Source organism: Enterobacter sp. ECC-219, assembly GCF_043966805.1.
Taxonomy (GTDB): domain Bacteria; phylum Pseudomonadota; class Gammaproteobacteria; order Enterobacterales; family Enterobacteriaceae; genus Enterobacter; species Enterobacter cloacae_N.
The window spans coordinates 2,376,909-2,400,108 of the sequence record NZ_CP143680.1; the positions used below are offsets into that span (position 1 = coordinate 2,376,909).

Below are 23,200 nucleotides of genomic sequence, written 5' to 3' on the forward strand. Positions count from 1 at the left end.
TTTTGTGCAATAAAATTAAGGAGAACCGCACCAGACAAGCCTTGCCGTAATTTTGAGGCCGGGAACTAAAACCGCATCTTGCGGTCAAAAAAAATTCCAGGAAAAATCTTAATTTCACTCAATGATACAAATTTGAGTGAATTTTTAGCCCAGAAAGTTGTCCTCTGCGATAAGAATCTGGACGAACCGGGCGCATGATAAACCCGATCGCATTCCCTTCTTCAGCCGCTTCGGTCAGACGAAAATGTTCCTCTTCCGTCAATTCTTCCGGTAACCACCCGATCACCACGCTGTAATTTCCGGTACGCAACGCTCGAATCATCGACTCGACGGTATCACACGGTGAAAGTTGGTTGATCTGCATCACCTTTGCCAGGGGCAGGCCTGCGGACTGCACCCATTCACGGCTCAGTTTCTGCTGTGGCGTCAGCCAGAGTTGCCAGCGAGATTGCTGACCAAGCTGCTGTAATAGCGGCAGCAGCAGGAGTTGGGTCAACAGGGGCTGGTCTTCACGATAAACCACTTCACTAATAAGCCCCGTCGAAGCACCACCAACGGCGTTTTGCGCGACATTGCCCGCGGTAGAGGTGAGAGAAGTTGAGCGATTTGCATAGCCTGAAGTGTACATTTTCATTCCAGCCCTGTAGTTACTGTATGAATATACAGTAACCCCTGTATGCATAAAGATCAACCTCATTTTCGGAAAGCGACTCGCAAAATTCATTCAATATTGATGCCCTTCGAAAAATCATCTTGCTCAACGACGCTAAGTTGCCTATTTTCCTGCTAACGGATCCGCTAGTAAGAAACTTCGTTGTTACTTTATGATTTTGAAGGGAAATATCATGAAAAAGATATCTTATGAACGGATTTATAAATCCCAGGAATACCTCTCACCGCTGGGTGAAATTCATCATCGTGCGCTGTTCGGCGGCTATACCCTGGCGGTGGATGACGCGGTTTTTGCCATGGTGTCAGATGGCGAGCTTTACCTCCGCGCATGTGAAGAAAGCGCCAAATACTGTGTAAAAAATGCTGCGTCTTTTTTGACCCTGATGAAGCGGGGTCGCCCGGTGCTTCTCAACTATTACCGGGTGGATGACGGGTTATGGCAGGACAGGGAGCGTCTGCTTCAGCTCTCTTCGTTCGCGCTCAATGCGGCGAGAAAAGAGCGTTATCAGCGCCATCAGCGCAATCGACTTAAAGATCTGCCAAACCTGACCTTTCAGCTGGAAGTGTTGCTCCTTGAAGCGGGCATTACCAACGAAGAAACGCTGCGGGCGCTTGGTGCCAGGGAAAGTTGGCTGAAAATGCGGGCGAAAAATAAAGCGCTTGGTATCAAAGTGCTTTTCGCGCTGGAAGGGGCTATTGAAGGGCTACATGAGGCGGCACTCCCGGCCGGCATTCGCCGGGAGTTGACGGAGTGGTTTAATGCGCTGCCTGAGCCACAGGAAAATCACTCCACAAGGTAGCGATTTGCTGTTGCAGCCGGCAAATTTCAGGCAGCAGGGCGATGAGCAGGCCAATCTGCTGTAACACCAGAGGCGCTTTGCTGTCGTTTCCGGGCTCCAGATGCGCTATACGTTGCGTCAGTTCATCCAGCGCTTGTCTCACGCGCGGTTCATCGGCTGGCCGGTGATGCAAAGCGTCATCGACATAACAGACCGCGTCATCCAGCAGGCTGAGGATACCCGGGTTGGTCAGTTTCTCGCGGTGGGCACCCAGCGTCGAAATATAGCTCGTGAAGGTATGGTTCAGGCAGAGCAGCCGGAAAGCCGTCTCACGAATCTCCGCCGTGGCGCGCGGCTCCGTTGACATGTTGGAGACGACCGAGGCCAGCTCGGCATCGCTGTTGTGCGCATCGCGGCGGGCTATACGGTAAGCCAGACGGTTATCGCGACCCTGATGGTATTGCTCAAGGATGGCATCCAGATATCGACAGTTGGCGTTCATGGCCTTGTCTAACACGCGCGGTAAGTTACGGAAACGCCAGTCCGGCCAGATAAAGCTGACCGCGGCCCAGGCGATGGCGCAGCCAATCAGGGTATCGATCACACGGGGCAGGGCGACCTCGAAACCTTCACCCAGCAGGTTAAAGCAGAGCAGAACCAGCAGCGTGATGAACATGGTGGCATGAGCGTACTGTACGTTGCGAAACGCGAAGAACAACACGCCGGTGATCACGATCAGGATCAGCTGTCCTTCAATAGACGGCACGAAATAGAGCACCGGAAGGCCGATTGCGACGCCGACCAGCGTGCCGATAATGCGCAGCGCCAGGCGGTGTCGGGTGGCGTTATAGTTCGGCTGGCAGACGAACAGGCTGGTCAGCAGGATCCAGTAGCCGTGGTGCAAACCGGTTATCTGGATAAAAGCATACCCAACGCATAAGACCACGGACATTCGCACCGCGTGGCGAAACAGCGCCGACTCCGGCGTAAAATTGCGGCTCAGCCGCAGCCACATATCGCTAACGCCGTGCACACTGTCATCAGCGAGCTGGTTGTCTACCTCACTGCCCGGCATTGCCATCGCCTGCTCGGACTCAATCGTCGCCAGCTGTGCATCAATCGCCCGCAGGTTGTTCAGCAGAAAACCCAGCGCTTTGATCTGTTCCTGTGACGTTCCACTGGCCTGCACGCGGTCGAGCGCCGCATCAAGATGGCTAAATACCCGTTCGAAGCGTGAGTCATGCTGATAGGGCGTGCGCAGCAGAATGGATCGTGCGAGCTGCTGGCATGCCTGAGACTGCATGGACAGCAGGCGCTGGAAGCGGAACATCACGTCGCTGTAGCGGAACTTCTCGCGCAGAGCGGCGTACTGAACGTGCGAAGAGCTGGCGCGTTCATGGATATCCTGAGCAGCAAAATAGTAGTGTAAGGTCCTTCGCGTTCCGCGCTGGCCGCGATCCCCGCGCAGACGGGTAAGCAGCGAGGCTTTCGTCTGGTTTAGGGTGGCGACCAGTTGGCCGTTGGCCAGCGCCAGATCGTAAAGCGGCGCCTGGCTTTCTTCCTCGATATCCGGGTCGAACAGTCGGGATTTCAGTTCCAGATAGTGGGCTAACTGCTCAAAGCTGCGGGCGAGATTATCCTGCAGAGGGCGAACCGGGAAGATCAGATGCCCGGTTAACGTCAGCAGGTTATACCAGATGGCGCCCAACAGCAGCAGCACAGGCTGCTGGTACCACTGGTCGTACAGGGAAACGCCCAGCATGGTATAGATGGCGATGAGCAAGGCACCGAAGGCGATAGTGGCATAGCGCTGCCCCAGACCGCCCAGCAGAATAAACCCGCTGGTTGAAAGCGTAAGGCCCAGGGCAAACAGCCAGGGCCAGGGAAAGAGCAACTCAACGGACGCGGAGGCGATAAAAAAACAGACGAGCGTAATCACCAGGTTACGCAAACGGCCGGCCAGGCGATCGTCCAGATCTGCCAGCGCCCCGGCCACCACCCCCAGCGTGAGCGGGATGGTGAGTTTCACATCATTCAGCCACCACGGCAGGGCAGCCGTGCCGCAAAGCGCGATAAAAATCCTGACGTTGTAGAGCCAGGCGCTGTTCCAGGTATAACGGCGAAGCAGTGGGCTTAGCATAAACGCGGCCAGTCCTTATTTACTGAAAACGACGACGTGCGTTCGCTTCACGCGCCGCCTGAGCCACTTCGACCGGAACCACCCTGCGACCGACGGGCCAAAGGGCGATGGCGGCGATCTTAAAGTTTGCGAGCCCGACCGGAATACCAATTATTGAGATGCACTGCGCAATACCGGCAAAAATATGCATGATGCACAGCCACCAGCCGAAGAAAATCAGCCACAGAATGTTCAGCAAAGTTCCCCCCGTATTCATCAGGGCGCTCTTGCTCTCCGGGTTCAGTTCGTCTACGTGGATGGCTTCGTTACCGTAGGGGATGAACGAGAGTTTCGTGATTTCCCAGCAGGAACGAGTCAGGGGAAGCGTGAAAATCAGGACGATGCTCACCAGCGTGGCAAAAAGCCAGGAAAGGGTGGTGGCAAAACCGCCCAGCACAAAATTCAACACATTCAGAACGGTACGCATAAACCCTCACTTCCTTTCGATAAAATTAACGCCCAATGATTGTAACGTTTTTTTAGGCTGGAGCACCTTAAAACTGGCAGTTAAACTGTCAGGTAAATTATCTCTTCGTGGATTTGGCGGGACATGGAACTGAAAGCAACTTCATTAGGCAAACGCCTGGCGCAACACCCCTATGACAGAGTTGTTCTGCTCAATGCCGGGGTGAAAGTCACCGGAGAACGCCACGAATACCTTATTCCGTTTAATCAGCTTCTGGCTATCCACTGCAAGCGCGGGCTGGTATGGGGCGAGCTGGAGTTTGTTCTGCCTGACGATAAAGTCGTGCGTCTTCACGGCACCGAGTGGGCGGAAACCCAGCGTTTTCATCATCACCTGAACGCGCTCTGGCAGCAGTGGAGTCACGACATGAGCGTCATTGCCGCTCAGGTACTGCAGCAGGTGCTGGACGATATTGCCCATAGCAACGCGCAACAAACGTGGCTGACACGTCAGCAGACCGCCGGGCTACAGCAAAAGATCCGGCAGGCGCTCTCGGCGCTGCCGCTCTCCGTGACGCGTCTTGATGAGTTCGACAACTGTCGCGACGCCTGGCGTCAGTGTCAGGCCTGGCTGAACGATATGGATAAAAGCCGGCTGGCGCATAATCAGGCCTGGACGGACTCCATGCTCACCCAATACGCCGACTTTTTCAGTACGGTGGAATCTTCACCGCTCAACCCTGCTCAGGCGCGCGCGGTGGTCAACGGCGAGCAGTCGCTGCTGGTGCTGGCGGGGGCCGGAAGCGGTAAAACGTCGGTGCTGGTGGCGCGTGCGGGCTGGCTTCTCACCACCGGGGAGGCCGTTGCCGATCAGATCCTGCTTCTGGCCTTTGGCCGTAAGGCGGCACAGGAGATGGACGAACGTATCCAGGAACGCCTGCACACCCGGGATATCACGGCCAGAACCTTCCATGCCCTCGCGCTGCATATCATTCAGCAGGGCAGCAAAAAAGTGCCTGCCATCAGTAAACTGGAAAACGACGCGCAGGCGCGGCAGGCGTTGTTTATTAAAACGTGGCGTCAGCAGTGCAGTGAGAAAAAGGCGCAGGCGAAAGGGTGGCGCCAGTGGCTGGAGGAGGAACTCAACTGGGAGGTGCCGGAGGGCAGTTTCTGGCAGGATGAAAAACTGGCGCGTCGGGTCGGCTCGCGACTTGACCGCTGGGTCAGCCTGATGCGAATGCACGGCGGCTCACAGGCAGAGATGATTGAAAGCGCGCCGGAGGCGATCCGCGATCTGTTTTCGAAGCGGGTCAAGCTGATGGCTCCGCTGCTGAAAGCCTGGAAAACCGCGCTGAAAGAGGAAAATGCCGTCGATTTCTCCGGTTTGATCCATCAGGCTATCATCATTCTTGAGAAGGGGCGCTTCGTCAGCCCATGGAAACATATTCTGGTGGATGAGTTTCAGGACATCTCACCCCAGCGTGCTGCACTGCTCTCGGCGCTGCGGGCGCAAAATAAACATACCTCGCTGTTTGCCGTGGGGGATGACTGGCAGGCCATCTACCGCTTCAGCGGGGCGCAGCTTTCACTGACGACCGCGTTCCACCACTATTTTGGCGAGGGTGACCGCAGCGATCTGGACACGACATACCGCTTCAATTCACGAATTGGTGAGATCGCCAACCGCTTTATCCAGCAGAACCCGCATCAGCTGGCAAAGCCGCTCAATAGCCTGCGCCCGGGGGATAAAAAAGCGGTAACCCTGCTGGCGGATGATCAGCTGGAGCCTCTGCTGGACAAGCTCAGCGGCTATGCGAAGCCCGATGAGCGAATCCTTGTGCTGGCGCGCTACCATCACCTTAAACCCGCGGCGCTGGAAAAAGCCGCCACCCGTTGGCCGAAACTGCAGCTTGAATTTATGACCATCCACGCCAGCAAAGGGCAGCAGGCCGATTATGTGATTGTGGTGGGGCTGAAAGAGGGCAGCGACGGTTTCCCGGCCCCGGCCCGCGAGTCGGTCATGGAAGAGGCCCTGCTGCCGGTGCCGGAAGACTTTCCGGACGCCGAAGAGCGGCGTTTGCTGTACGTGGCCATCACCCGCGCGCGGCATCGCGTGTGGCTGCTGTTCAATAAAGAAGAGCCATCCGTGTTTGTCGATATCCTGAAGAGTATTGATGTGCCGGTGGCGAGAAAGCCGTAACGGCGTCAGGCAAGATTTTCCATGCCGGGTAAGGCGTAGCGCCGCCCGGCAAAAAAGCTACTTCAGTCTTTCGGACAGATAGCGCTGATAGTCCGGAATAAGGATCTCCACCGGCGAGTTAAACTGCGGTGATTCAATGATGAAATCCGCCGTCGACAGGTTCGTCGCCACCGGAATATTCCACACCGTCGCCAGGCGCAGCAGCGCTTTGACATCCGGATCGTGCGGAACCGCGTTCAGGGGATCCCAGAAGAAGATCAGCACATCAATTTTCCCTTCGGAAATTTGCGCGCCGACCTGCTGATCGCCGCCCATCGGGCCGCTCAGCATCGCATTCACCTCCAGGCCCGTTTCGCGCTGGATCAGGTTACCGGTGGTACCGGTCGCCGAGAGGGCGTGCTTTTGCAGCAACGGCTGATGGCGGCGAACCCAGTTAAGCAGCATTTGTTTACAGTGATCGTGCGCCACCAGCGCAATGTGTTTACGTTCAGGCAGCGTGCGTGTTGTCAGTTCCATAATCATTTCCATCAGGTTAACTGACTACACGATGACGGGAACCGCCTGACCCTGCAAGAGAAAGGCGTAAAAAATGTGGCTTATGATGAAGGTTGCTGTTTTGCCCACTGTAAAAAGCGGGCCCGCGTGTCGGGATCGGCCTGCTGGAACCAGAATTTAAGACGCTGTTCCGTCAGCGTCTGGGACTGCGGCGGAATAACGTCCAGTTCCGAGACGCCGGATAACAGCGTACTGTCGTCCGCCATCATGGTAGCAAACTGCGGAAGGGAGGCGCGTTTACCGGCTTTGTTATAGACCTGCGTCGCGGCCTCGTAGTCCGGGCTTTTCGGGGAGTGGGTCAACGCCAGAATATCCAGCTTCACCGGAATCGGCATCGCATTCCCGTCCAGCAGCTCAACGCGCGGCGAGGCGTCAAAGGCCGCTGATTCCTTCTCCGTTTCAAGGCGAGGCAGGGTAATGTTCACCTGACTGATTTGCCGGGTGTTAAAGCTGACAATCAGCGGCGGAGAGATGTACATCCGTTGCTCATGGTTGTTCAGGCCGATCGATTTTTCGACCCGGAACACCAGCTGATGCGGCCCGTTATCTAACTCAATGCTGTCAGCACCGCGCAATAACGAGCTGGAGACCTTTTTTCCGTCCAGTACCAGGAGATCAATATCGCCAGAAAGCCGGAGCGTGGTGGCAAATACGCAGACCGGCATCACTAACGCAATCAGAGCAGTGGCAATACCGGTTTTCATAGAAGGCTCCCGTCAGAAATCCTTTCGCCGCATTAATGTATCTAAATCTTTCGATAATCACGTTTACTAACATATAGACATATTTCACCGTTTTGCCCTCATACATCTGTATGGGATGGATGGTTGAGATGTGCGCTTTGGCGTACACTTTTAAAAAAGCCAGGAGAAAAACCATGAAAGAGAACGATATTGCCGAGATTCTGACATCCACGCGTACCATTGCGCTGGTGGGCGCGAGCGATAAACCCGACCGTCCAAGCTATCGGGTGATGAAATACCTTCTCGATCAGGGCTATCACGTTATCCCGGTGTCGCCAAAAGTGGCGGGGAAAACATTGCTGGGTCAGCAGGGTTACGCCACGCTCGCTGACGTGCCGGAAAAAATCGATATGGTCGATGTCTTCCGTAATTCCGAGGCTGCATGGGAAGTGGCGCAGGACGCTATCGCCGTAGGGGCGAAAACGCTGTGGATGCAGTTAGGTGTAATTAACGAGCAGGCCGCCGTGCTGGCGCGTGATGCGGGGTTGAAGGTTGTCATGGATCGCTGTCCGGCGATCGATATTCCCAGACTGGGTCTGGCGAAGTAATAAAAAAAAGCCCGTCATCGGGCTTTTTTTACACGCTTAGTTCCGCAGGCGCGGAGCCTGTAACTGTTTGCGGATAGTCTGAGCAAGTTCATCCATCGTGGGTTGTTCCGGATGCTCTTCCTGTAGCTCGCTACTCAGCTGCGCTTCGGCAAGGTAGGTATGAACGGGTTGTCCGTCGTCACCTTCCATCACCACATGGTACCAGGGCGCAGCGCGAAGCTCTGCGTTGACCGCCAGCTCGTCTGCTGACGGTTCATCAAGGGAATACTCCGGGTCGATATCCACGACCACACCCAAATACCCTAGCAAAGTGTGGCGGACCTGCTGGCCGATACCGAATTTGCTGGCAATCATAGTCACCTCCCGGGAAATACGACTTACACATTACGTGCGGGCAATATTTCTCTTTTCAAGTTACATGACGCGACAGGCAAACCCTTTCAGATACAGTCCTTCCGGGTAGGTAGCAATCACGGGGTGATCGGCTGCCTGACGGAACTGCTCTATAAATTGTACATCACGCCCGGCATCTATTGCGGCATCGGCGATGATTTTTTGGAATAAATCGGTGGTCATCAGGCCGGAGCAGGAGAAGGTGAGCAGAACCCCGCCCGGATTCAGCAGCTGGATAGCCAGCATGTTGATATCTTTATACCCGCGGCACGCGCCCATCAGCTGGCTTTTGTTTTCCACAAACTTTGGCGGATCCATCACGATGACGTCGAACTTCTCGCCCTGGTCGCGATATTTACGCAGCAGCTTGAAGACGTCATCGCGAACAAATTCAGCTTTGCTCAGATCCAACTTGTTTAGCTCGACGTTCTGTTTTGCCACGTCCAGCGCTTCCTGAGAGGTGTCCACGCTGACCACCTGAGCACAGCCGCCCATCAGCGCCGAAACGGCGAAACCACCGGTGTAGGAGAAGCAGTTCAGCACGCGTTTGTCGGCAACATACTGACGCGTAGCCAGACGGCTGTCGCGCTGGTCAAGGTAGTAACCCGTTTTGTGCCCGCCCTGAATATCCACCAGCAGCTTCATGCCGTGCTCTTCAATTGGCAGCAGGGCAGGCGGCAGTTCACCCGTGACCGGCCCCTGAGTCAGCTCCATACCCTCTTTTTTGCGCACCGCCACATCGCTGCGGTCGTAGATAGCGCATTCAGGGAACAGGGTTTGCAGCGCGCTAATCAGCGCGGCACGCTGGTATTCCGCTCCTGCGCTCAGGAGCTGCAGCACGAGGAAGTTACCGAAGCGGTCAATGGTGACGCCCGGCAGGCCGTCGGATTCACCGGCAATCAGGCGGTAGCTGTCCAGACCGTCGCGCTTTGCCAGCCAGTCGCGCCACTGCTGCGCCTGCTGAAGACGGCGTACGAAGAAGTCGATATCGATGGTTTCGTCTTTATCAAAGGTCCAGACGCGAGCACGGATCTGGGACGCTGGCGAGTAGGCGCCTCGCGCTAACCATTTCCCCTGGTGGTCAACGATATCAATGGTTTCACCGAGGCTGGCTTTGCCTTCCATACGGGCAACCGCGCCGGAAAAGACCCAGGGATGACGGCGCAGTAATGATTTCTCGCGCCCTTTGGTTAACACTAAACGGGAAAACCTTGTAAAATCTGTTTTTTGGCTTTCTTCTGATGTATTCATTAGGTACTCCCATGGAAAAACGCAAACTGTATAGTTATATACGTTGGTCAAGTGATAAACAGGCAAAAGGTTCATCATTGCAACGACAGTTGGAAACGGCGCGTAGGGTAGCACATGAAAACGGTTTAGAGCTTGTTGAAATCATCGATGCCGGATTGTCTGCGTTTAAATCTAAGCATCTTGAAAAGGGCAGTTTAGGCGCATTTATCGAGGCAGTTAAAGAGGGGGAAGTCGCTAACGATTCATGGCTTACAGTCGAAAGTTTAGATCGGATAAGTCGCAATACAATTCTGAAAGCACAACTGATCTACCCCCAGGTTTAGATACAACCTTCAGTTAGTAATATCGGTTGGTTTTTCTTCATATTTCCTGTTTCGCCAGTCCGTTGCGAATTCAGCTGGTGTCTGGTAATCCAGCGATGAATGGGGACGGCACTCGTTATAATCCTGCCGCCAGTCATTAATCGTTTTCAGGGAATGAAGAATATCGCTGAACCCGTGTTCATTCAGACACTCATCGCGAAAGCGTCCGTTAAAACTCCCAATAAATCCGTTCTGCGTTGGCTTACCTGGCTGGATAAGCCGTAGTTCCACACCATGCTCAAAGGCCTATTGATCGAGCTCGCGGCAGGTAAATTCCGGGCCCTGATCGGTTCTTATTGTCGCCGGATAGCCCCTAAACAGCGCGATGCTGTCAAGAATACGCGTGACCTGAACGCCTGAAATACCGAAAGCAGCGGTGATCGTCAGACACTCCTTCGTGAAATCATCTACACAGGTCAGGCACTTGATCCTCCGACCGTTAGCCAGTGCGTCCATAACAAAATCCATCGACCAAGTTAGGTTCGGCGCATCCGGGCGCAGAAGCGAAAACCGTTCGGTTGCCAGCCCTTTACGGCGTCGTCTGCCTTTTACGCTCAGTCCATTAAGGTGGTAAATACGGTATACCCGCTTGTGATTGACGTGAAGGCCCTCCCGACGCAACCGCTGCCAGATTCGGCGGTAGCCAAAACGCCTGCGCTCCAGTGCCAGCTCAGTGTTGCGCCCTGATAAATGCGCATCAACTGCCGGACGCTGAGCCTCATAGCGGCAGGTCGAAAGGGACAAACCTGTAAGCCTGCAGGCACGACGTTGCGACAGACCGGTCGCATCACACATAAACTCAACGACTTCCCGCTTCTGGCTTGGCGTCAGTACTTTCGACCCAGAGCCACCTGAAGCGCCTCCTTATCCAGCATGGCTTCGGCGAGTAGCTTCCTGAGGCGGGCGTTCTCCTCTTCAAGAGATTTGAGCCGCTTCACCTCAGGAACTTCCATGCCACCAAACTTTTTGCGCCAGGTGTAGAAAGTGGCGTCGGAAAGGGCGTGCTTACGGCAGAGCTCACAGGCAGAAACTCCGGCTTCCGCTTCGCGAAGAATACTGATGATCTGTTCGTCGGAAACACGCTTCTTCATGGGGATGTCCTCATGTGGCTTATGAAGAAATTACTAACATCGGGGTATATTAATCAACGGGGAGTAGGTTAGCTGCATTTACATTTATTTACATAAATTCACTTTATCCATACATTTCTGTCGTGTGATAGTGAAATAGCACTTTATGTTAAAATGGAAAAGAGGGATTTTTATGTCAAATATCAGAGAATTAACTTTAAGTGAAATAGAACTGGTCAGTGGTGGTGGAAACTCTGGCGACCATGAACACAACTACAACAAACAATCTCAAACTGGAGCACGTAACACTCTGGGACGGAATGCACCGACACATATTTACAGTGACCCAAGCACAGCTAAATGTGGTGATGCTGTCTTCAGTGGGATGGTAGGTGGTGCAATCAAAGGTGGCCTTGTTGGAATGGCCAGAGGAACTATTGGTGGAGCAGTTGTTGGCCAGTGTCTCTCCGGTGGTGGAAATGGTAACGGAGGGGGAAACAAAGCTGGTTCCAGTAATTGTTCAGGAGGTAACTTTGGTGGTACCTGTAGCCGATAAGTAAGTATCAACGGAGGATGCTACAATGGTTATTAAAATAATGTCTTTTATCTTAAGTTTATTACTGGGTTTTGCGCTATTAAGTGGCTCCTCCATTATTGACCTATCTTGGTTTTCCTTTCCTGAGGAGTTTTCAAAGTTAGTAATTACATTGATCACCTTGTTTTCCACTGCTAAATTTACTGATATGATTTTAGCAAAAATAAAAACTTTCATAAAGTGACGCCCTTGTAATGAATGAGCGTACGAGCCAGTTTATATATAGTAAACAAAGCGCTATCGTTTTTCTTGTAGTGGTTATTATATCAACCATTGTAACTCTATCCCCAGCCTTTACGCTGCGTTATGTCGGGCTGGACACAGCTTTTACTATTGTTTTCATTACAGAGATTCTAATTTCTACTTTCGTTTATTTGTTTTGCCTGAAAAATATCCCTGGGTGTCGAATAAAAGTAATTGCAAGCCCAGCCTCAGTTAAATTTTCAGCTGCAACATTTCTTATAATTATTTTTATACAACTTGCTGTTTATTGCTACAGAGACTATTTATACCATTACGAACCATCACAGATAAACTGGATCACAGTTTTAGTGATGACAATAGTAGTACCCTATTACGAAGAAATTATCTACAGAGGATGTGCCTTCGAAGTTGCATGCTCAATTTACCGGAAGAATCTGGTTATTCCGTGTGTAATAACATCTTTGTTTTTTTGTTTAATGCATGGACAGTATTATGATATACTGGATCAGATCATTCTGTTTGTTGTTTCGATGTTATTGTTCGCGGTTAAAATAAAAAGCAAATCTCTTTTCTATCCTATATTGATACACTCAGGCATGAATGGGTTTGTTATATTGTTAAATATTCAGAACGTTTTATAACTATGAGTATATTCAGGGAGGAAGCATTAAATCATCATAATGATACCGGGTACGGAGATATTGTCTTACCCGCTTCATTCGGCATGTCAGTATGCGCCGTTACTACAATATTCTTGGTTCTGAGCGTCGCATTATTCGTTTATTTTGGTAGCTATACTCGCAAGGCACATCTTACAGGCATCGTTATGCCTTCATCCGGACTGGTGAAAATAACACCTCAATATGCAGGGTACGTCACGCGACAGACTGTTTCAGAAGGTCAGCACGTCATTGCAGGTGAGTCCGTTTACCATATCAGCGGCGAGCATTATAACGAACAGGGCACAGGTACGCTGGCTGCCATGAGCATATCCTTGAGAACTCAATATGCCATGCTGTCTTCTCAACAGGCTCTGGAATTGCGTGACAACAGTCAGCAGCAGCAAGCCATACAACAGCGAATTGTCTCCCTGAAACCTCAGATTAACAGTGCAGAGCAGCGTTTGTCGCTTGCCGAGCATCAGGTTGCGCTGGCTGTGTCCGTCATGGAACGCTATAAAAAACTTGCCGGCACGCATTACGTTTCTGATATCGAATACCAGCAGAAACAGATTGACGTCTCCACGGCACAGCAAAACGTTGAGGATCAACGTCAGGGGCTTCTGCAACTACACACAGCAATGGAGTCTGCTGAAGATGATCTTACCCATCTCATCGTACAGGGCGAAAGCCGGAAAGCTGAACTGGACAGGCAGTTGCAGGGTATAAGACAACAGCAGGATGAACTGGCCGGACAGGAGCATTTTACGCTGAACGCTCCAGTATCCGGAACCGTTGCCGCCGTTCTGATCAGACAGGGACAGTCGGTCAGGGCATCTGAACCTGTCATGACGCTTGTCCCCGACAATGCTCGTCTGCAGATAGAACTCTATGCCACCAGTCAGAACGCTGGCTTCGTCCAACCGGGGCAACGTGTTGCCCTCCGATTCGCCGCTTTCCCCTATCAGAAGTTTGGTGTTCAGTACGGGACTATTCGAGAGATAAGCCGTACAACGCTGACGCCGTCAGATTTAATCTCCGTATCCCCTGTCACCTGGAAGGAGAATGAAGGGCACTACCGTGTCATTGTCGAACCTGAGAATACTTTTATTCTGGCTTATGGAAAAAAAGAACCTCTTCGACCCGGTATGACCCTTGAGGGGGACGTCAGCTTGGATACGCGTCATTTGTGGGAGTGGCTTACAGAACCGCTCTGGAGCCTGAAAGGAAAACTGTAATGGGATCACTGAACTGGACAGGGAAAAGACGGCTTCCCCTCATCCGCCAGACAGAGTCAGCGGAGTGTGGCCTGGCGTGTCTGGCAATGATGGCCAGCTGGCACGGTCTGCAGACGGATCTACCCACGCTCCGTGAACGCTTCAGTATCAGTACTCAGGGAATGACCCTGCAGAGACTGATTGAATGTGCAGCCGGTATCCATTTGTCTTCCCGCGCCGTCAGGCTGGAGCCGGAAGACCTGAAGTCTCTTTCTTTACCCTGTATTCTCCACTGGAACATGAATCATTTCGTTGTACTTCATAAGGTTCGCGGTAGCAGGCTGGTTATACATGATCCCGATAAGGGGAAGGTGACAATTTCCCTGACGGACGCAGGGAAGCACTTCACCGGCGTCGCGCTGGAGCTGATGCCAGCCAGCGATTTCACCGCCAGGGATGAAAGAAAGAAAATTCGTCTGCGCCAGCTGACAGGAAAAACACCCGGCCTGCTGCCGGCAATGTCACGCATCATCGTTTTTGCCCTGGCACTGGAGATACTGACATTAGGAAGTCCTCTTCTCAACCAGTTGGTGATTGATGAGGTCCTGGTTGCCGCCGATCGAAGCCTGTTGACCGTTATTATCATCGCCCTGTTGTTGCTGTCACTTACCCAGATGCTGCTGTCGCTGGCCCGTCAGTGGGCCAGTCTCACCCTGTCTGTTAATTTTAATATGCAGTGGACTGCCCGGGTGTTCCATCATCTGGTCCGTCTCCCTCTCTCCTGGTACGATGCACGCAGTAAGGGGAGTATTAACGCGCGTTTTGATGCGGTAGATACCATCCAGCAGGCGCTGACCACGCAGGTACTTGAAGGCATTCTGGATGTGCTGCTTGTGGTGACTGCACTCTGTATGATGTTGTTATACAGTCCTGAAATGACGCTGATAGCGGTACTGGCAGCCGTCATCTACGGCGTGCTGAGAGTGCTCTGGTATCCGTCTCTTCGACAGTCTGCAGAAGACGCTTGGGATGCTGGTGCCAGGGAATCAGGATATTTTCTTGAAACCCTTAACGGGATCCTAAGCCTGAGAATAAACGGTGTGACCGCATTTCGGGAAGCCGCCTGGCTGAATCTCAACGTCACCCGGAGAAATACGCAGTTGCGCCAGAGTCGTCTGCTGATGTGCTATGACATTGCGCACACCTTGACCGGCAGTGTGGTATCGGCGGTTATTTTGTGGAAGGGTGCTGGCGAGGTGATGAATGGCACTTTTACTGTCGGTATGTTGGTTGCCTATTTGTCTTATCAGATGCGTTTTTCTTCGAGTATTAGCAGCCTTACTGACAAGTTTTTTTCCTGGCGAATGCTTGATGTTTATAATGAGCGTCTGGCTGACATTGTGCTAACCCAAACAGAAGGGCATCAGCAACGGTCCGTTCATGAAGATGTCAGTACTTCTGTCATTACCTCCGTAGTCAGTGGGACTCCGAAAGCTCATCCCCCGTTATCTATCGAGCACATCGTATTCAGCCACAAGGGCGGGAACAAACCGATACTTCGCGGAATTTCACTGGTGCTTCAGCCAGGTGAAGTAGTGGCCATTACGGGTAAATCTGGGTGCGGAAAATCGACGCTGGTAAAACTTATCTTGGGAATTCATATTCCTGATGAAGGGACAATCAGAACATTTGGCATACCGCAAACGCACCCCGATTATTTTCAGGTACGACGGCGGATTGGTACCGTATTGCAGGATGATCACCTTTTCAGAGGATCCATTGCAGATAACATCATTTTCTTCAGCGAAGACCGCAATCAGGAAAGAATGATCCAGTGTGCCCGTCTGGCGCTAATTGACACTGATATCATGGCAATGCCGATGGGATATCAGACATTAATCGGTGAAACCGGTGGTGTACTCTCCGGAGGGCAAAAGCAACGTATTTTGCTGGCAAGAGCGTTGTATAAACAACCGGGGTTTTTGTTACTGGACGAAGCGACCAGCCACCTTGATGTTGAGAGTGAAATACAGATAAGCCAGACACTACGCCAGTTGGGGCTACCTGTCCTGCTGGTTGCCCATCGCCCGGAAACCATTGCCTCTGCCGACCGGGTTCTGTATCTCGCAGATGGATATTTGGAAGAACAAAAATGCCAGTACACAGGTGATAACGATTATATAGTTTATGAAGCCAATGATGATAATGTGGTTAAGGAGACCTGACTATGGAATATGCTATATTCAGCGGGATATTTACACTCGCATGACCAAAAGAAAGTATGCAATATCTGCACCTTGCTCAGGGCGGGCGGTCATATCCGAGAGCATTCTTCCGATCTAATTCAAATATAATTAGTTTACTAACTCCTTCTTGATGCGGTAGAACGTTGCACGGCTGATATCTGCAGCTTTCATGATGTGGGCTGGTTTAACATTCTGCGCCAGCATTTCACGCACTGTATCACGGGCTTCCATATCTTTTTCTTTTCCCGTATACAAGCCTGCCTGTTTTGCTCTTTCGATCCCCTGTGCCTGGCGTTTACGGCGGGTTTCATAATCTTGTCGTGCCATTGTCGTAAGGATATCGATCATCATAGCATTGACGGCCCGAAGAATGCCGCTGGTAACGTCGTTACCGTACATTTCAACCATCTGCCAGCTTGTTGGCAAATCCATTATTTGCTGTTCTGTCGATTTCAGGGAAATGGCGCGTAGAGTAGCACATTCAGCCAGGCGCAATCCTCTGCGGATGCCGTTGAGCGTTTCGGCACAAAATCAAATCGCTTAAGCACATTACGATATTGCGGCCGGCATTACAGTGGGGCTTCCGGTACAGCAGAGGGAGCACCCATGAAAAAGCGAAGTGTGATCGCAATAGCCGCTCTGGCGGCAATCAGTTTTCAGGTTTTAGCCGCAACGCCTTTCAGCATCACCAGTCAGGATATTTCCGGCAAGCGCCATTTAGCGCAGTCGCAGGTATTCGAGGGATTCGGCTGCCACGGCGGTAATCAGTCTCCGCAGCTGGCGTGGAAAAGTCCGCCCGTCGGTACGCAAAGTTTTGCCGTTACGGTATATGACCCGGATGCCCCCACCGGCAGCGGCTGGTGGCACTGGACCGTAGCCAATATTCCCGCGAAGACAACGACGCTGCCCGCTGGGGCCGGAAACCCTAATGGCGAGAAATTACCTGCCGGTGCGGTGCAGGGGCGTAATGATTTCGGTTATTCTGGATTCGGCGGCGCATGTCCGCCCGCAGGAGATAAGCCTCACCGTTATCAGATTACCGTCTGGGCGCTGGACGTGGATAAACTGCCTGTCGACAAAAATGCCAGCGGTGCGCTGGTCGGCTTTATGCTTAATAGTCACGTTCTGGCAAAGGCGCAGTTAACCGCAACCTACAGCAGATAAGGATGAACCGGTGCAGGAGTTCCATTTTCGACATAAACACCTGACGGCGGGTGAAGTGACCGCCAGCAAAATGCATCGCCTGCACCAGGTTAAGCTCTTTTTTCCGGCCATTTGTCATATCACGCATGGCAGCAAGGTGATTGTGCAGGACGACAACCGACTGGTGGCAACCCGGGATGAGCTGATTATTATCCCGGCCAATACGGCGATGGAGATTATCAATCAGCCTGTAAACGGTCTGTTTCACTCGGATTTGCTGATGTTGTCCCCGGAGATCGTCGCCGAGTTTAAGGCACATTACCTGAAATCCTGGCCGCGCACGACGCTGCATTCGCTTTGTGCTCCGCTGAGCGAAGGGCTGGCGTTTATGTGGGATAACCTGCTGCACGCCGTGCGTCAGGAGTTACCGGAGGCGTTGCAAAAACATCAGGCCTTCGGTTTGTTGCTGGCATTGCTGCATGACGGCGTGGCAGGTCCGCTGCTTGTTGAGCGGAGCAGTAACCTGACCGAGCAGGTGCGGCAGTTCATTATGCTGTCGCCCGCCAGAGCCTGGACCGCGCAGGACGTCGCCAGCCGTCTCGCATTAAGCGTACCGACGCTGCGCAGGCGGTTACGCGAGGAGTCGCAGAGTTTTCGCCAGATTGTCGAGGAGGTGAGGATGGCCGTTGCTTTGTCGCAGCTACAGTCAACCCGATTACCGATTGGCGAAATCGCATTACAATGTGGGTATCTTTCCAGCTCTCGTTTCACCGCCCGTTTCCGGCAGCACTATGGTTGTTTGCCGAAAACGCTACGTTAAGGAGAAGAAAAATGTCAAAAGTCTGCACCATTGCCTGGGTTCACGGCGTCGTTCAGGGCGTCGGGTTCCGCTACAGCACCCAGCGCGAGGCCGTTCAGCTTGGGCTTACGGGATACGCGCGAAATATGGACGACGGCAGCGTTGAGGTGGTCGCCTGCGGCGACGCGGAGCAGGTTGAAAAACTGATGGCGTGGCTGAAAGCGGGCGGGCCGCGCAGCGCCCGGGTTGATAAGGTGCTAACGGAACCGCATCAACCCGGGCGGGAATACGTTAACTTCGGTATACGCTACTAAATGCACTTCACCGGTTTTGGCAGGCCGGCAATTTTAGTGGCCTGTTTTGCTGGACCTTTCGGGAACAGACGATACAGATAGCGGCTGTTGCCTTTCTCTTCACCGAACTTATTGGCCATGGCTTTGACCAGCATGCGGATCGCCGGAGAGGTGTTGAATTCGAGATAGAATTCACGCACGAAACGCACCACTTCCCAGTGTTCGGGGGAGAGGGCGATGCCTTCGTTTTCGGCGATTTTCTCCGCCAGCGGCTCGCTCCATAGCGTCGTGTCTTTCAGATAGCCTTCGCTATCGGTCTCAATTTCCTGGCCTGCAAAAATGAACATAGTGCTCTGTCGATAAAGTAAAAACCGCCCCTAGTCTAGCAAATAAGGGGCGGAGTGAGAAACCTCGACCTACAGAAGAAGCTGGAGCAGATTGTTGGCATTAAGCTTTTTCAGCGCGTTGCATTTATACGTCGAGACCTGTTTTTCACTCATCTGTGTCATATGCGCGACATGCCTTACCGATTGTCCGTTCACCAGCCTGTCGAGAACGTTGAACTCCATGCCCGTCAGGCAACAATTCAGGGTCCGCACCCGGCGGGGCTCTCTGGCAAGCAGATATGCCGCATCCGCAACGGCAATCCGGTCGTCAATGATATATAAGGTCAGCGTGGCAAACCGCTTCCGCAGATGGGTAGCCAGCGCCCAGCCTTTTTCATTGCACACCAGATACACCGTTCCTTCCCAGCGCCTGGCCTCCAGCTGCAGCAGAATGTCGACCAGCGCCAGATGCGCCCCCGAGACGGAAAAGCGGCAGCGAACAACAAGGGTGTCGCAGGCCAGCAGCGAACGGCACCACTTTACAGTACCGCTCTCAACCTGCGTCTGAGCGTTACGACGCAGAAGGGCATAGCGCAACCCTTCTGCATAAAAACGATTATTGTCGAGAATGGCGTAACTCACGATGGCCTCTTTATAAGGTACTGGGCGTATAGATAACGCGCAGCGTGCCGGTGTAATCCCCGGCATTTTTACTGCTGGCAGCAAACGCGGGCGTTTTCAGAACGATGGGGGAGGGGACACAAAGTACGCTCTCCCGTCCACCCGGCAGTACAACCTGACGCAGATATTGCGGGTCATTAGTGCCCTGCCAGACCAGCGTCTTGCCATTCGCCGCGGTTTCTGCTGCGCCCGTTACCGGGTTGATCACCGTAACCTGATAATCGAGCCGATCCCGCGCTTCGGTCTGGCTTCCACCGCGTCGTCTGACGGAAAACGCCCCCTCAGTACGGCCCGTTGCCGCTAAACCGTCATCCTCAAAGCGCAGATAGACGCGCGTGCTGGCACTGTTTTTGCCGTCATACAGGCACATATCCAGCGCGCTCTCGCCCTGGATTTCGCTGCCGCCGGGCCGCCCCGGAAAATGGGTCAGATTGAGGTTAACCATCGGGGTTGAGTGGGGGAACGCCGGCAGATAAATCTGCTGGTTACCCGGATCGACCACCTCAATACGTATCGTCGCCTGCCAGCGGGCAATGGTGAGGTAGCCTGGGCATCCGACGTTGGCATCGTTAAAGTTGCCCCCGCACTCGGCGCTTCCCCATTCGCGCAGGTTCTGCTTCAGCGTTGCGGTCCAGATACCCGGCTGGGCGAGCTTGTCCAGTTCGCCTTTAACGATGTAAAAATCAAAATAGGGCTCCCGCTTCCAGGCCGAGAGAATGTCGGTTCCGCCGGTGACAAAGCTGGCAAAGGTGAAAGTTATATTATTGAAAAACATATGTTTTTCACCATAGACCTTCACATCTGCAGTCTTATTTGTCGACGCGTTGGTAAAACGCAGCGTAATGGCGTAGGGGGCGGCCGGGTTCGCGGGAAACCAGACCGGTGCTGTCATACACGCCCCGTACGTCGGGTCGGTGCGGGACTCGCAGGTCAAGGTGTTGCGTCCCCACTTTTGCGGGTCGATAGTGTCGTAACCGCTCGGTTCATGGACCCAGATATCAAAACGCGCAGGCGGCACCGCGCGATCGTAGCTAATCCCTACGCTGGAGTTTCTTCCGGCAGGGACTCCCGCCAGCGTCTGGCAGCTCCACAAGGTCAAAAAAAGCAAAATAAAGAGGTAGTTGTTCACATCATTTCCCTTTGGTGAGGTGCTCTGCATTCATGGCCGTAGGCCCCGTCGGCACGTTACGTCCGGCGAGCATCAGTTGCGCCTGGTGCTGGACCGAATCCGGCAGGGCGGAGAAGGTGAGTTCCCGACACGGGATCGACCCGACGTAACGCACCACGTCGCGCATGCTTTTTACGCTCAGCTCACACTGATAAAACTGCTGCTGACGCACCAGATAAAGGTTGCGGAGCAGGGCGTCGCTCTGGGCGCTGAAACCGCCATTGCCGAGATCGTTCCAGCCGTTCACGTTAAGCGGCACGCCGCCAACGAACGGTGAATGATGTTCGTCAGTGAGCTGGCCGAGCCAGGTGTAGCGGGTGGTGGTTTGCACGTCCCGGCGAAGCATTTTGCCCGGCACCATAAAGAGCGTTCGGCTCCCGGAACCCTGCGTGATTTCACTGCTGGCACCTGATGAGACGTTCAGCGACTCATTAACCGTCAGCGTTGTTGGCTGATAACCAGGCACCGCAAAAAGGGCGCGGCTGTTGGCCGGGATATCCGCGCTGCCGCCGTTATCCAGCGAGACGGCGACGCGTGAATCCCGGGAGTCCTCAGGCGTAGCCACGTTTACCGCAACGGCAGAAGCCGGGCGTCCGTCGCCCCAGCGGCCAAGCCACAGCCCGGAGCGCGACAGGGCGAGGGTGGAGCTGTAGTTGCCGCTGCTGCTTAACGTATGGCGCCGATCCTGGCGATCCCACGCGTCGCTCACCGTCAGGCTGGCGTTACCAAAACGTCCGCCCTGGCGCGTATACGCCGAGGCGTTGAGCGAATCGCTGTTGATCCCCGACGCGCTCAGGCCGTATTCATTCTCGCCGCGCGCGTCGGCATACCAGTTATGCGCCACGTTGTAGCTCAGCTGGTTTTTCTGATTCTGCTGGTGCTGCCAGGTTGCCCCAAGCGAGGTATAGCCTGACGCATCGCCCTGACGCTTATGCGCAAGTGAGAGGCTAACGCTCAGATAGCCGCCTTTGTCTTTCCCGTCGCGAGAGTGGTCGTTGCGCATAAACAGGTTAATGCTGCTGTTGATGTTCAGACCGCGCGCGCTAAAGGTATTACTCAGCCCGCCCTGCCAGGCCTGCGTGCGGGAGTGGGTCACATACACCGGCTCCCACGGCAGGCCAGCGTCGTGACGATCGTCATGGTCAGGCAGTTCCCGGCGCGTAACGTAGCGCCCTTCGTTGCGGTTATCCGAATACCCCAGGTTGGCGTACCACGTGCCAACAGGCACGGAGAACATGACCGAGAGGCTACGATAACAGCCGTTGACGGCGTCAAAACCTGCGCTGCGGGTATTACAATTTTCAGCGGATAACGCGTTGCGGTAGAAGCTCAGCGAAAACCCGTCGTTATAGCTGATTTGCTGAATATTGCCGCGCTGACCCCTGCTGCCGTAGAGGTGGCTAAAGCGCGTGCTTAACACCCCGTCGATCGGACCCGCGTTAAAGCCGCGGCTCCAGTCGAGGGCATTTTCCAGAAAATGTTGTCTTTTCAGGACGGTTGCGCCGCTGGTCAGCGCCAGCGTCGGGGTTACGGGCAGGCGTACGCCCGCCTGCGCGACCGGGCTGCGTACGTCATTAGGATCGTTATTGGCCGTTTCTCCTGTCTGCATAAACCACTCGACGCGGTCGAATGGCGTAATGCCCGTACGGGTAAACGGAACCTGCTCGGTACGCGTCAGACGGTTATTTTCGTAAACTGACAGCGTCACGGTATAGCTTCCATCAGGAAACGCGCGGGTATCCAGGGTTTGCGCCCCGGCATTGAGGTAAAAGCTGGCCAGAAGCTCCTTGCCGCGGCGCGCGTCGATGCGCGCATCGTGCGAAAGCAGCACCGTAACGGGCGTGCCCTTCGATTGCTGAACCGGGTTGATCCAGGCCCGGGTCGAGCCCGCGCGCAGGCCACGAATTTTGCCCAGCGGCAGTTGGCTGAGGTTAATATTTCCCCCGGCGTTGCTGAACAGATCGCGCGTATCCATCTCGCCTATCTGTGCATAATATTCACGCCATAAATCCTGGCGGAACCAGACATTGTTAACGGTTATTTCCTGCTGCTGCTGGTGACGCGAGCGTTGTCCCAGCCAGGTCCAGTCGAGGTTAAGATAGCCGTCCCGGGTCAGCGCCAGTGCCCCGTTGCCCTGAATGGTGGCGGACTGATAATCCCTGTCGGCAACAAAATTGATATTTTGCTGATGAATCAACGCATTCTCGGTCTCCTGCGTGGGCTGATACCACTGGTTTTCCACCGAGGGCTTTGGCAAAAAGCGCTTATCAAAAAACAGGTTTATACGGGCATTGTTTTCGTCATAGATGATGGCCGCACGGCGGGTTTCGAGATAATCACATCCCGTCGCGGAGCCGTTGCTGCTGCAGGCCAGGTTGCCGTTACGGGCAAGCGGAACGGCCAGCGCCGCGGAAACGGAGCCGATAAGGGCAGGATCGTCGTTAAACTGACGTTTGATGGCCGCGACCACGGTTTCAGGCGCGACAAAACTGACCGTTTCAAGATTGATATCGGTTTCAAAAAGGCCAAGCGACTCGCCGTATAAGCTCACTTCTGTCCACATGCGCTGCGTTTTTGCCAGGTCCTCGAATCCGGCCGGGACGGCCATCTCAGCGCAGGCGAGGTGGACAGATGCGGGTAATAAAGCAACAAAAAGGAGGGTATTTCTGTGAAACGCCATGAACGAGCCTCGACATCATCCTGACGTCAGAG

General features: G+C 53.7%; 23 protein-coding genes and 1 pseudogene. 11 read left to right on the forward strand and 13 right to left on the reverse strand.

The annotated features are described in order from the left end of the window. Positions 1 to 118: 118 nt before the first annotated feature. Positions 119 to 628: an SOS-induced cell division inhibitor SulA gene (gene sulA / locus V1603_RS11080; protein ID WP_116340904.1), complete on the reverse strand. Its 510-nt coding sequence runs from the start codon at positions 626 to 628 to the stop codon at positions 119 to 121. 217 nt (positions 629 to 845) lie between these two features. Here sulA and V1603_RS11085 point away from each other — a divergent pair, with 217 nt between their 5' ends. Next, positions 846 to 1,472, forward strand: a complete 627-nt coding sequence (locus tag V1603_RS11085) for a TfoX/Sxy family DNA transformation protein (protein WP_163328629.1) — start codon at positions 846 to 848, stop codon at positions 1,470 to 1,472. Here the strand turns inward: V1603_RS11085 and yccS are convergent. Both yccS and V1603_RS11095 read right to left on the reverse strand, forming a co-directional pair. Further along, positions 1,429 to 3,591: a YccS family putative transporter gene (gene yccS, locus V1603_RS11090; RefSeq protein ID WP_395313923.1), complete on the reverse strand. Its 2,163-nt coding sequence runs from the start codon at positions 3,589 to 3,591 to the stop codon at positions 1,429 to 1,431. The two genes, V1603_RS11085 and yccS, sit on opposite strands and share 44 nt — an antisense overlap. A 19-nt stretch (positions 3,592 to 3,610) precedes the next feature. After that, positions 3,611 to 4,057: a YccF domain-containing protein gene (locus V1603_RS11095; protein ID WP_302220859.1), complete on the reverse strand. Its 447-nt coding sequence runs from the start codon at positions 4,055 to 4,057 to the stop codon at positions 3,611 to 3,613. A gap of 123 nt (positions 4,058 to 4,180) precedes the next feature. Between V1603_RS11095 and helD the strand changes: the two genes are divergently transcribed. Beyond that, positions 4,181 to 6,235 (forward strand): DNA helicase IV, encoded by a 2,055-nt coding sequence (helD, locus tag V1603_RS11100; protein ID WP_395313924.1) that lies wholly within the window; start codon positions 4,181 to 4,183, stop codon positions 6,233 to 6,235. A gap of 57 nt (positions 6,236 to 6,292) precedes the next feature. Here the strand turns inward: helD and mgsA are convergent, their stop codons facing one another. Both mgsA and V1603_RS11110 read right to left on the reverse strand, forming a co-directional pair. Next, on the reverse strand, positions 6,293 to 6,751 hold the full coding sequence (gene mgsA / locus V1603_RS11105) for a methylglyoxal synthase (RefSeq protein ID WP_116340896.1): 459 nt from the start codon (positions 6,749 to 6,751) through the stop codon (positions 6,293 to 6,295). Positions 6,752 to 6,831: 80 nt separating this feature from the next. Next, entirely contained in the window at positions 6,832 to 7,494 is a 663-nt protein-coding gene (locus V1603_RS11110) for a DUF2057 family protein (RefSeq protein ID WP_116340894.1), read from the reverse strand. Between the two features lie 173 nt (positions 7,495 to 7,667). Between V1603_RS11110 and V1603_RS11115 the strand changes: the two genes are divergently transcribed. Continuing rightward, the gene (locus tag V1603_RS11115; RefSeq protein WP_028012609.1) at positions 7,668 to 8,081 is read left to right on the forward strand and encodes a CoA-binding protein; all 414 of its coding nucleotides are present in this window, start codon (positions 7,668 to 7,670) and stop codon (positions 8,079 to 8,081) included. A gap of 36 nt (positions 8,082 to 8,117) precedes the next feature. On the opposite strand, the gene hspQ is transcribed toward V1603_RS11115, so the two are convergent. After that, the gene (gene hspQ / locus V1603_RS11120) at positions 8,118 to 8,435 is read right to left on the reverse strand and encodes a heat shock protein HspQ (protein WP_008499919.1); all 318 of its coding nucleotides are present in this window, start codon (positions 8,433 to 8,435) and stop codon (positions 8,118 to 8,120) included. A gap of 60 nt (positions 8,436 to 8,495) precedes the next feature. Then, positions 8,496 to 9,725: a 23S rRNA (cytosine(1962)-C(5))-methyltransferase RlmI gene (gene rlmI / locus V1603_RS11125; protein ID WP_116340890.1), complete on the reverse strand. Its 1,230-nt coding sequence runs from the start codon at positions 9,723 to 9,725 to the stop codon at positions 8,496 to 8,498. An 11-nt stretch (positions 9,726 to 9,736) separates the two neighbouring features. On the opposite strand from rlmI, the gene V1603_RS11130 reads away from it, so the two are divergent. Beyond that, entirely contained in the window at positions 9,737 to 10,048 is a 312-nt protein-coding gene (locus tag V1603_RS11130) for a recombinase family protein (protein ID WP_240326286.1), read from the forward strand. 9 nt (positions 10,049 to 10,057) lie between these two features. Here V1603_RS11130 and V1603_RS11135 read toward each other — a convergent pair. Continuing rightward, positions 10,058 to 11,178, reverse strand: a pseudogene (locus V1603_RS11135) (IS3 family transposase). A 145-nt stretch (positions 11,179 to 11,323) separates the two neighbouring features. Here V1603_RS11135 and V1603_RS11140 point away from each other — a divergent pair. The 4 genes from V1603_RS11140 to V1603_RS11155 all read left to right on the forward strand — a co-directional run bounded on the left by V1603_RS11140 (position 11,324) and on the right by V1603_RS11155 (position 16,057). Beyond that, the gene (locus V1603_RS11140; RefSeq protein ID WP_240326285.1) at positions 11,324 to 11,713 is read left to right on the forward strand and encodes a hypothetical protein; all 390 of its coding nucleotides are present in this window, start codon (positions 11,324 to 11,326) and stop codon (positions 11,711 to 11,713) included. Positions 11,714 to 11,946: 233 nt separating this feature from the next. Next, the gene (locus V1603_RS11145; protein WP_395313925.1) at positions 11,947 to 12,597 is read left to right on the forward strand and encodes a lysostaphin resistance A-like protein; all 651 of its coding nucleotides are present in this window, start codon (positions 11,947 to 11,949) and stop codon (positions 12,595 to 12,597) included. Between the two features lie 2 nt (positions 12,598 to 12,599). Next, positions 12,600 to 13,853, forward strand: a complete 1,254-nt coding sequence (locus tag V1603_RS11150; RefSeq protein ID WP_316380065.1) for an HlyD family efflux transporter periplasmic adaptor subunit — start codon at positions 12,600 to 12,602, stop codon at positions 13,851 to 13,853. After that, entirely contained in the window at positions 13,853 to 16,057 is a 2,205-nt protein-coding gene (locus tag V1603_RS11155) for a peptidase domain-containing ABC transporter (RefSeq protein WP_395313926.1), read from the forward strand. Before V1603_RS11150 ends, V1603_RS11155 begins: the two co-directional genes overlap by 1 nt. A 129-nt stretch (positions 16,058 to 16,186) precedes the next feature. Here V1603_RS11155 and V1603_RS11160 read toward each other — a convergent pair whose 3' ends face one another. Beyond that, positions 16,187 to 16,585 (reverse strand): recombinase family protein, encoded by a 399-nt coding sequence (locus V1603_RS11160; RefSeq protein WP_395313976.1) that lies wholly within the window; start codon positions 16,583 to 16,585, stop codon positions 16,187 to 16,189. Between the two features lie 99 nt (positions 16,586 to 16,684). On the opposite strand from V1603_RS11160, the gene V1603_RS11165 reads away from it, so the two are divergent. Genes V1603_RS11165 through yccX form a run of 3 tightly spaced genes read left to right on the forward strand, consistent with a single transcriptional unit; the run spans position 16,685 to position 18,334 of the window. Next, positions 16,685 to 17,242 (forward strand): kinase inhibitor, encoded by a 558-nt coding sequence (locus V1603_RS11165; RefSeq protein ID WP_395313927.1) that lies wholly within the window; start codon positions 16,685 to 16,687, stop codon positions 17,240 to 17,242. Positions 17,243 to 17,252: 10 nt separating this feature from the next. Then, the gene (locus V1603_RS11170) at positions 17,253 to 18,041 is read left to right on the forward strand and encodes an AraC family transcriptional regulator (RefSeq protein WP_163328639.1); all 789 of its coding nucleotides are present in this window, start codon (positions 17,253 to 17,255) and stop codon (positions 18,039 to 18,041) included. Between the two features lie 11 nt (positions 18,042 to 18,052). Then, on the forward strand, positions 18,053 to 18,334 hold the full coding sequence (gene yccX / locus V1603_RS11175; protein WP_163328641.1) for an acylphosphatase: 282 nt from the start codon (positions 18,053 to 18,055) through the stop codon (positions 18,332 to 18,334). On the opposite strand, the gene tusE is transcribed toward yccX, so the two are convergent. From tusE to V1603_RS11195, 4 genes are all read right to left on the reverse strand, one after another. Continuing rightward, positions 18,331 to 18,660: a sulfurtransferase TusE gene (gene tusE / locus V1603_RS11180; RefSeq protein ID WP_028012611.1), complete on the reverse strand. Its 330-nt coding sequence runs from the start codon at positions 18,658 to 18,660 to the stop codon at positions 18,331 to 18,333. The two genes, yccX and tusE, sit on opposite strands and share 4 nt — an antisense overlap. A gap of 69 nt (positions 18,661 to 18,729) precedes the next feature. Next, the gene (locus V1603_RS11185; protein WP_395313928.1) at positions 18,730 to 19,281 is read right to left on the reverse strand and encodes a LuxR C-terminal-related transcriptional regulator; all 552 of its coding nucleotides are present in this window, start codon (positions 19,279 to 19,281) and stop codon (positions 18,730 to 18,732) included. Between the two features lie 10 nt (positions 19,282 to 19,291). Further along, entirely contained in the window at positions 19,292 to 20,449 is a 1,158-nt protein-coding gene (locus tag V1603_RS11190; RefSeq protein WP_395313929.1) for a CfaE/CblD family pilus tip adhesin, read from the reverse strand. 1 nt (position 20,450) lies between these two features. After that, positions 20,451 to 23,168: a TcfC E-set like domain-containing protein gene (locus tag V1603_RS11195; RefSeq protein WP_316380069.1), complete on the reverse strand. Its 2,718-nt coding sequence runs from the start codon at positions 23,166 to 23,168 to the stop codon at positions 20,451 to 20,453. Positions 23,169 to 23,200 lie beyond the last annotated feature (32 nt).

Excerpts from the sequence above, each read along its gene's own strand:
- V1603_RS11085 (WP_163328629.1), top strand. The coding sequence starts at position 846 with ATGAAAAAGATATCTTATGAACGGATTTATAAATCCCAGGAATACCTC.
- V1603_RS11110 (WP_116340894.1), bottom strand. The coding sequence starts at position 7,494 with ATGAAAACCGGTATTGCCACTGCTCTGATTGCGTTAGTGATGCCGGTC.
- sulA (WP_116340904.1), bottom strand. The coding sequence starts at position 628 with ATGTACACTTCAGGCTATGCAAATCGCTCAACTTCTCTCACCTCTACC.
- helD (WP_395313924.1), top strand. The coding sequence starts at position 4,181 with ATGGAACTGAAAGCAACTTCATTAGGCAAACGCCTGGCGCAACACCCC.
- rlmI (WP_116340890.1), bottom strand. The coding sequence starts at position 9,725 with ATGAATACATCAGAAGAAAGCCAAAAAACAGATTTTACAAGGTTTTCC.
- V1603_RS11145 (WP_395313925.1), top strand. The coding sequence starts at position 11,947 with ATGAATGAGCGTACGAGCCAGTTTATATATAGTAAACAAAGCGCTATC.
- V1603_RS11115 (WP_028012609.1), top strand. The coding sequence starts at position 7,668 with ATGAAAGAGAACGATATTGCCGAGATTCTGACATCCACGCGTACCATT.
- tusE (WP_028012611.1), bottom strand. The coding sequence starts at position 18,660 with ATGTTCATTTTTGCAGGCCAGGAAATTGAGACCGATAGCGAAGGCTAT.
- V1603_RS11165 (WP_395313927.1), top strand. The coding sequence starts at position 16,685 with ATGAAAAAGCGAAGTGTGATCGCAATAGCCGCTCTGGCGGCAATCAGT.
- mgsA (WP_116340896.1), bottom strand. The coding sequence starts at position 6,751 with ATGGAACTGACAACACGCACGCTGCCTGAACGTAAACACATTGCGCTG.
- V1603_RS11095 (WP_302220859.1), bottom strand. The coding sequence starts at position 4,057 with ATGCGTACCGTTCTGAATGTGTTGAATTTTGTGCTGGGCGGTTTTGCC.
- V1603_RS11195 (WP_316380069.1), bottom strand. The coding sequence starts at position 23,168 with ATGGCGTTTCACAGAAATACCCTCCTTTTTGTTGCTTTATTACCCGCA.
- V1603_RS11155 (WP_395313926.1), top strand. The coding sequence starts at position 13,853 with ATGGGATCACTGAACTGGACAGGGAAAAGACGGCTTCCCCTCATCCGC.
- V1603_RS11150 (WP_316380065.1), top strand. The coding sequence starts at position 12,600 with ATGAGTATATTCAGGGAGGAAGCATTAAATCATCATAATGATACCGGG.
- V1603_RS11140 (WP_240326285.1), top strand. The coding sequence starts at position 11,324 with ATGTTAAAATGGAAAAGAGGGATTTTTATGTCAAATATCAGAGAATTA.
- hspQ (WP_008499919.1), bottom strand. The coding sequence starts at position 8,435 with ATGATTGCCAGCAAATTCGGTATCGGCCAGCAGGTCCGCCACACTTTG.
- yccX (WP_163328641.1), top strand. The coding sequence starts at position 18,053 with ATGTCAAAAGTCTGCACCATTGCCTGGGTTCACGGCGTCGTTCAGGGC.
- V1603_RS11130 (WP_240326286.1), top strand. The coding sequence starts at position 9,737 with ATGGAAAAACGCAAACTGTATAGTTATATACGTTGGTCAAGTGATAAA.
- yccS (WP_395313923.1), bottom strand. The coding sequence starts at position 3,591 with ATGCTAAGCCCACTGCTTCGCCGTTATACCTGGAACAGCGCCTGGCTC.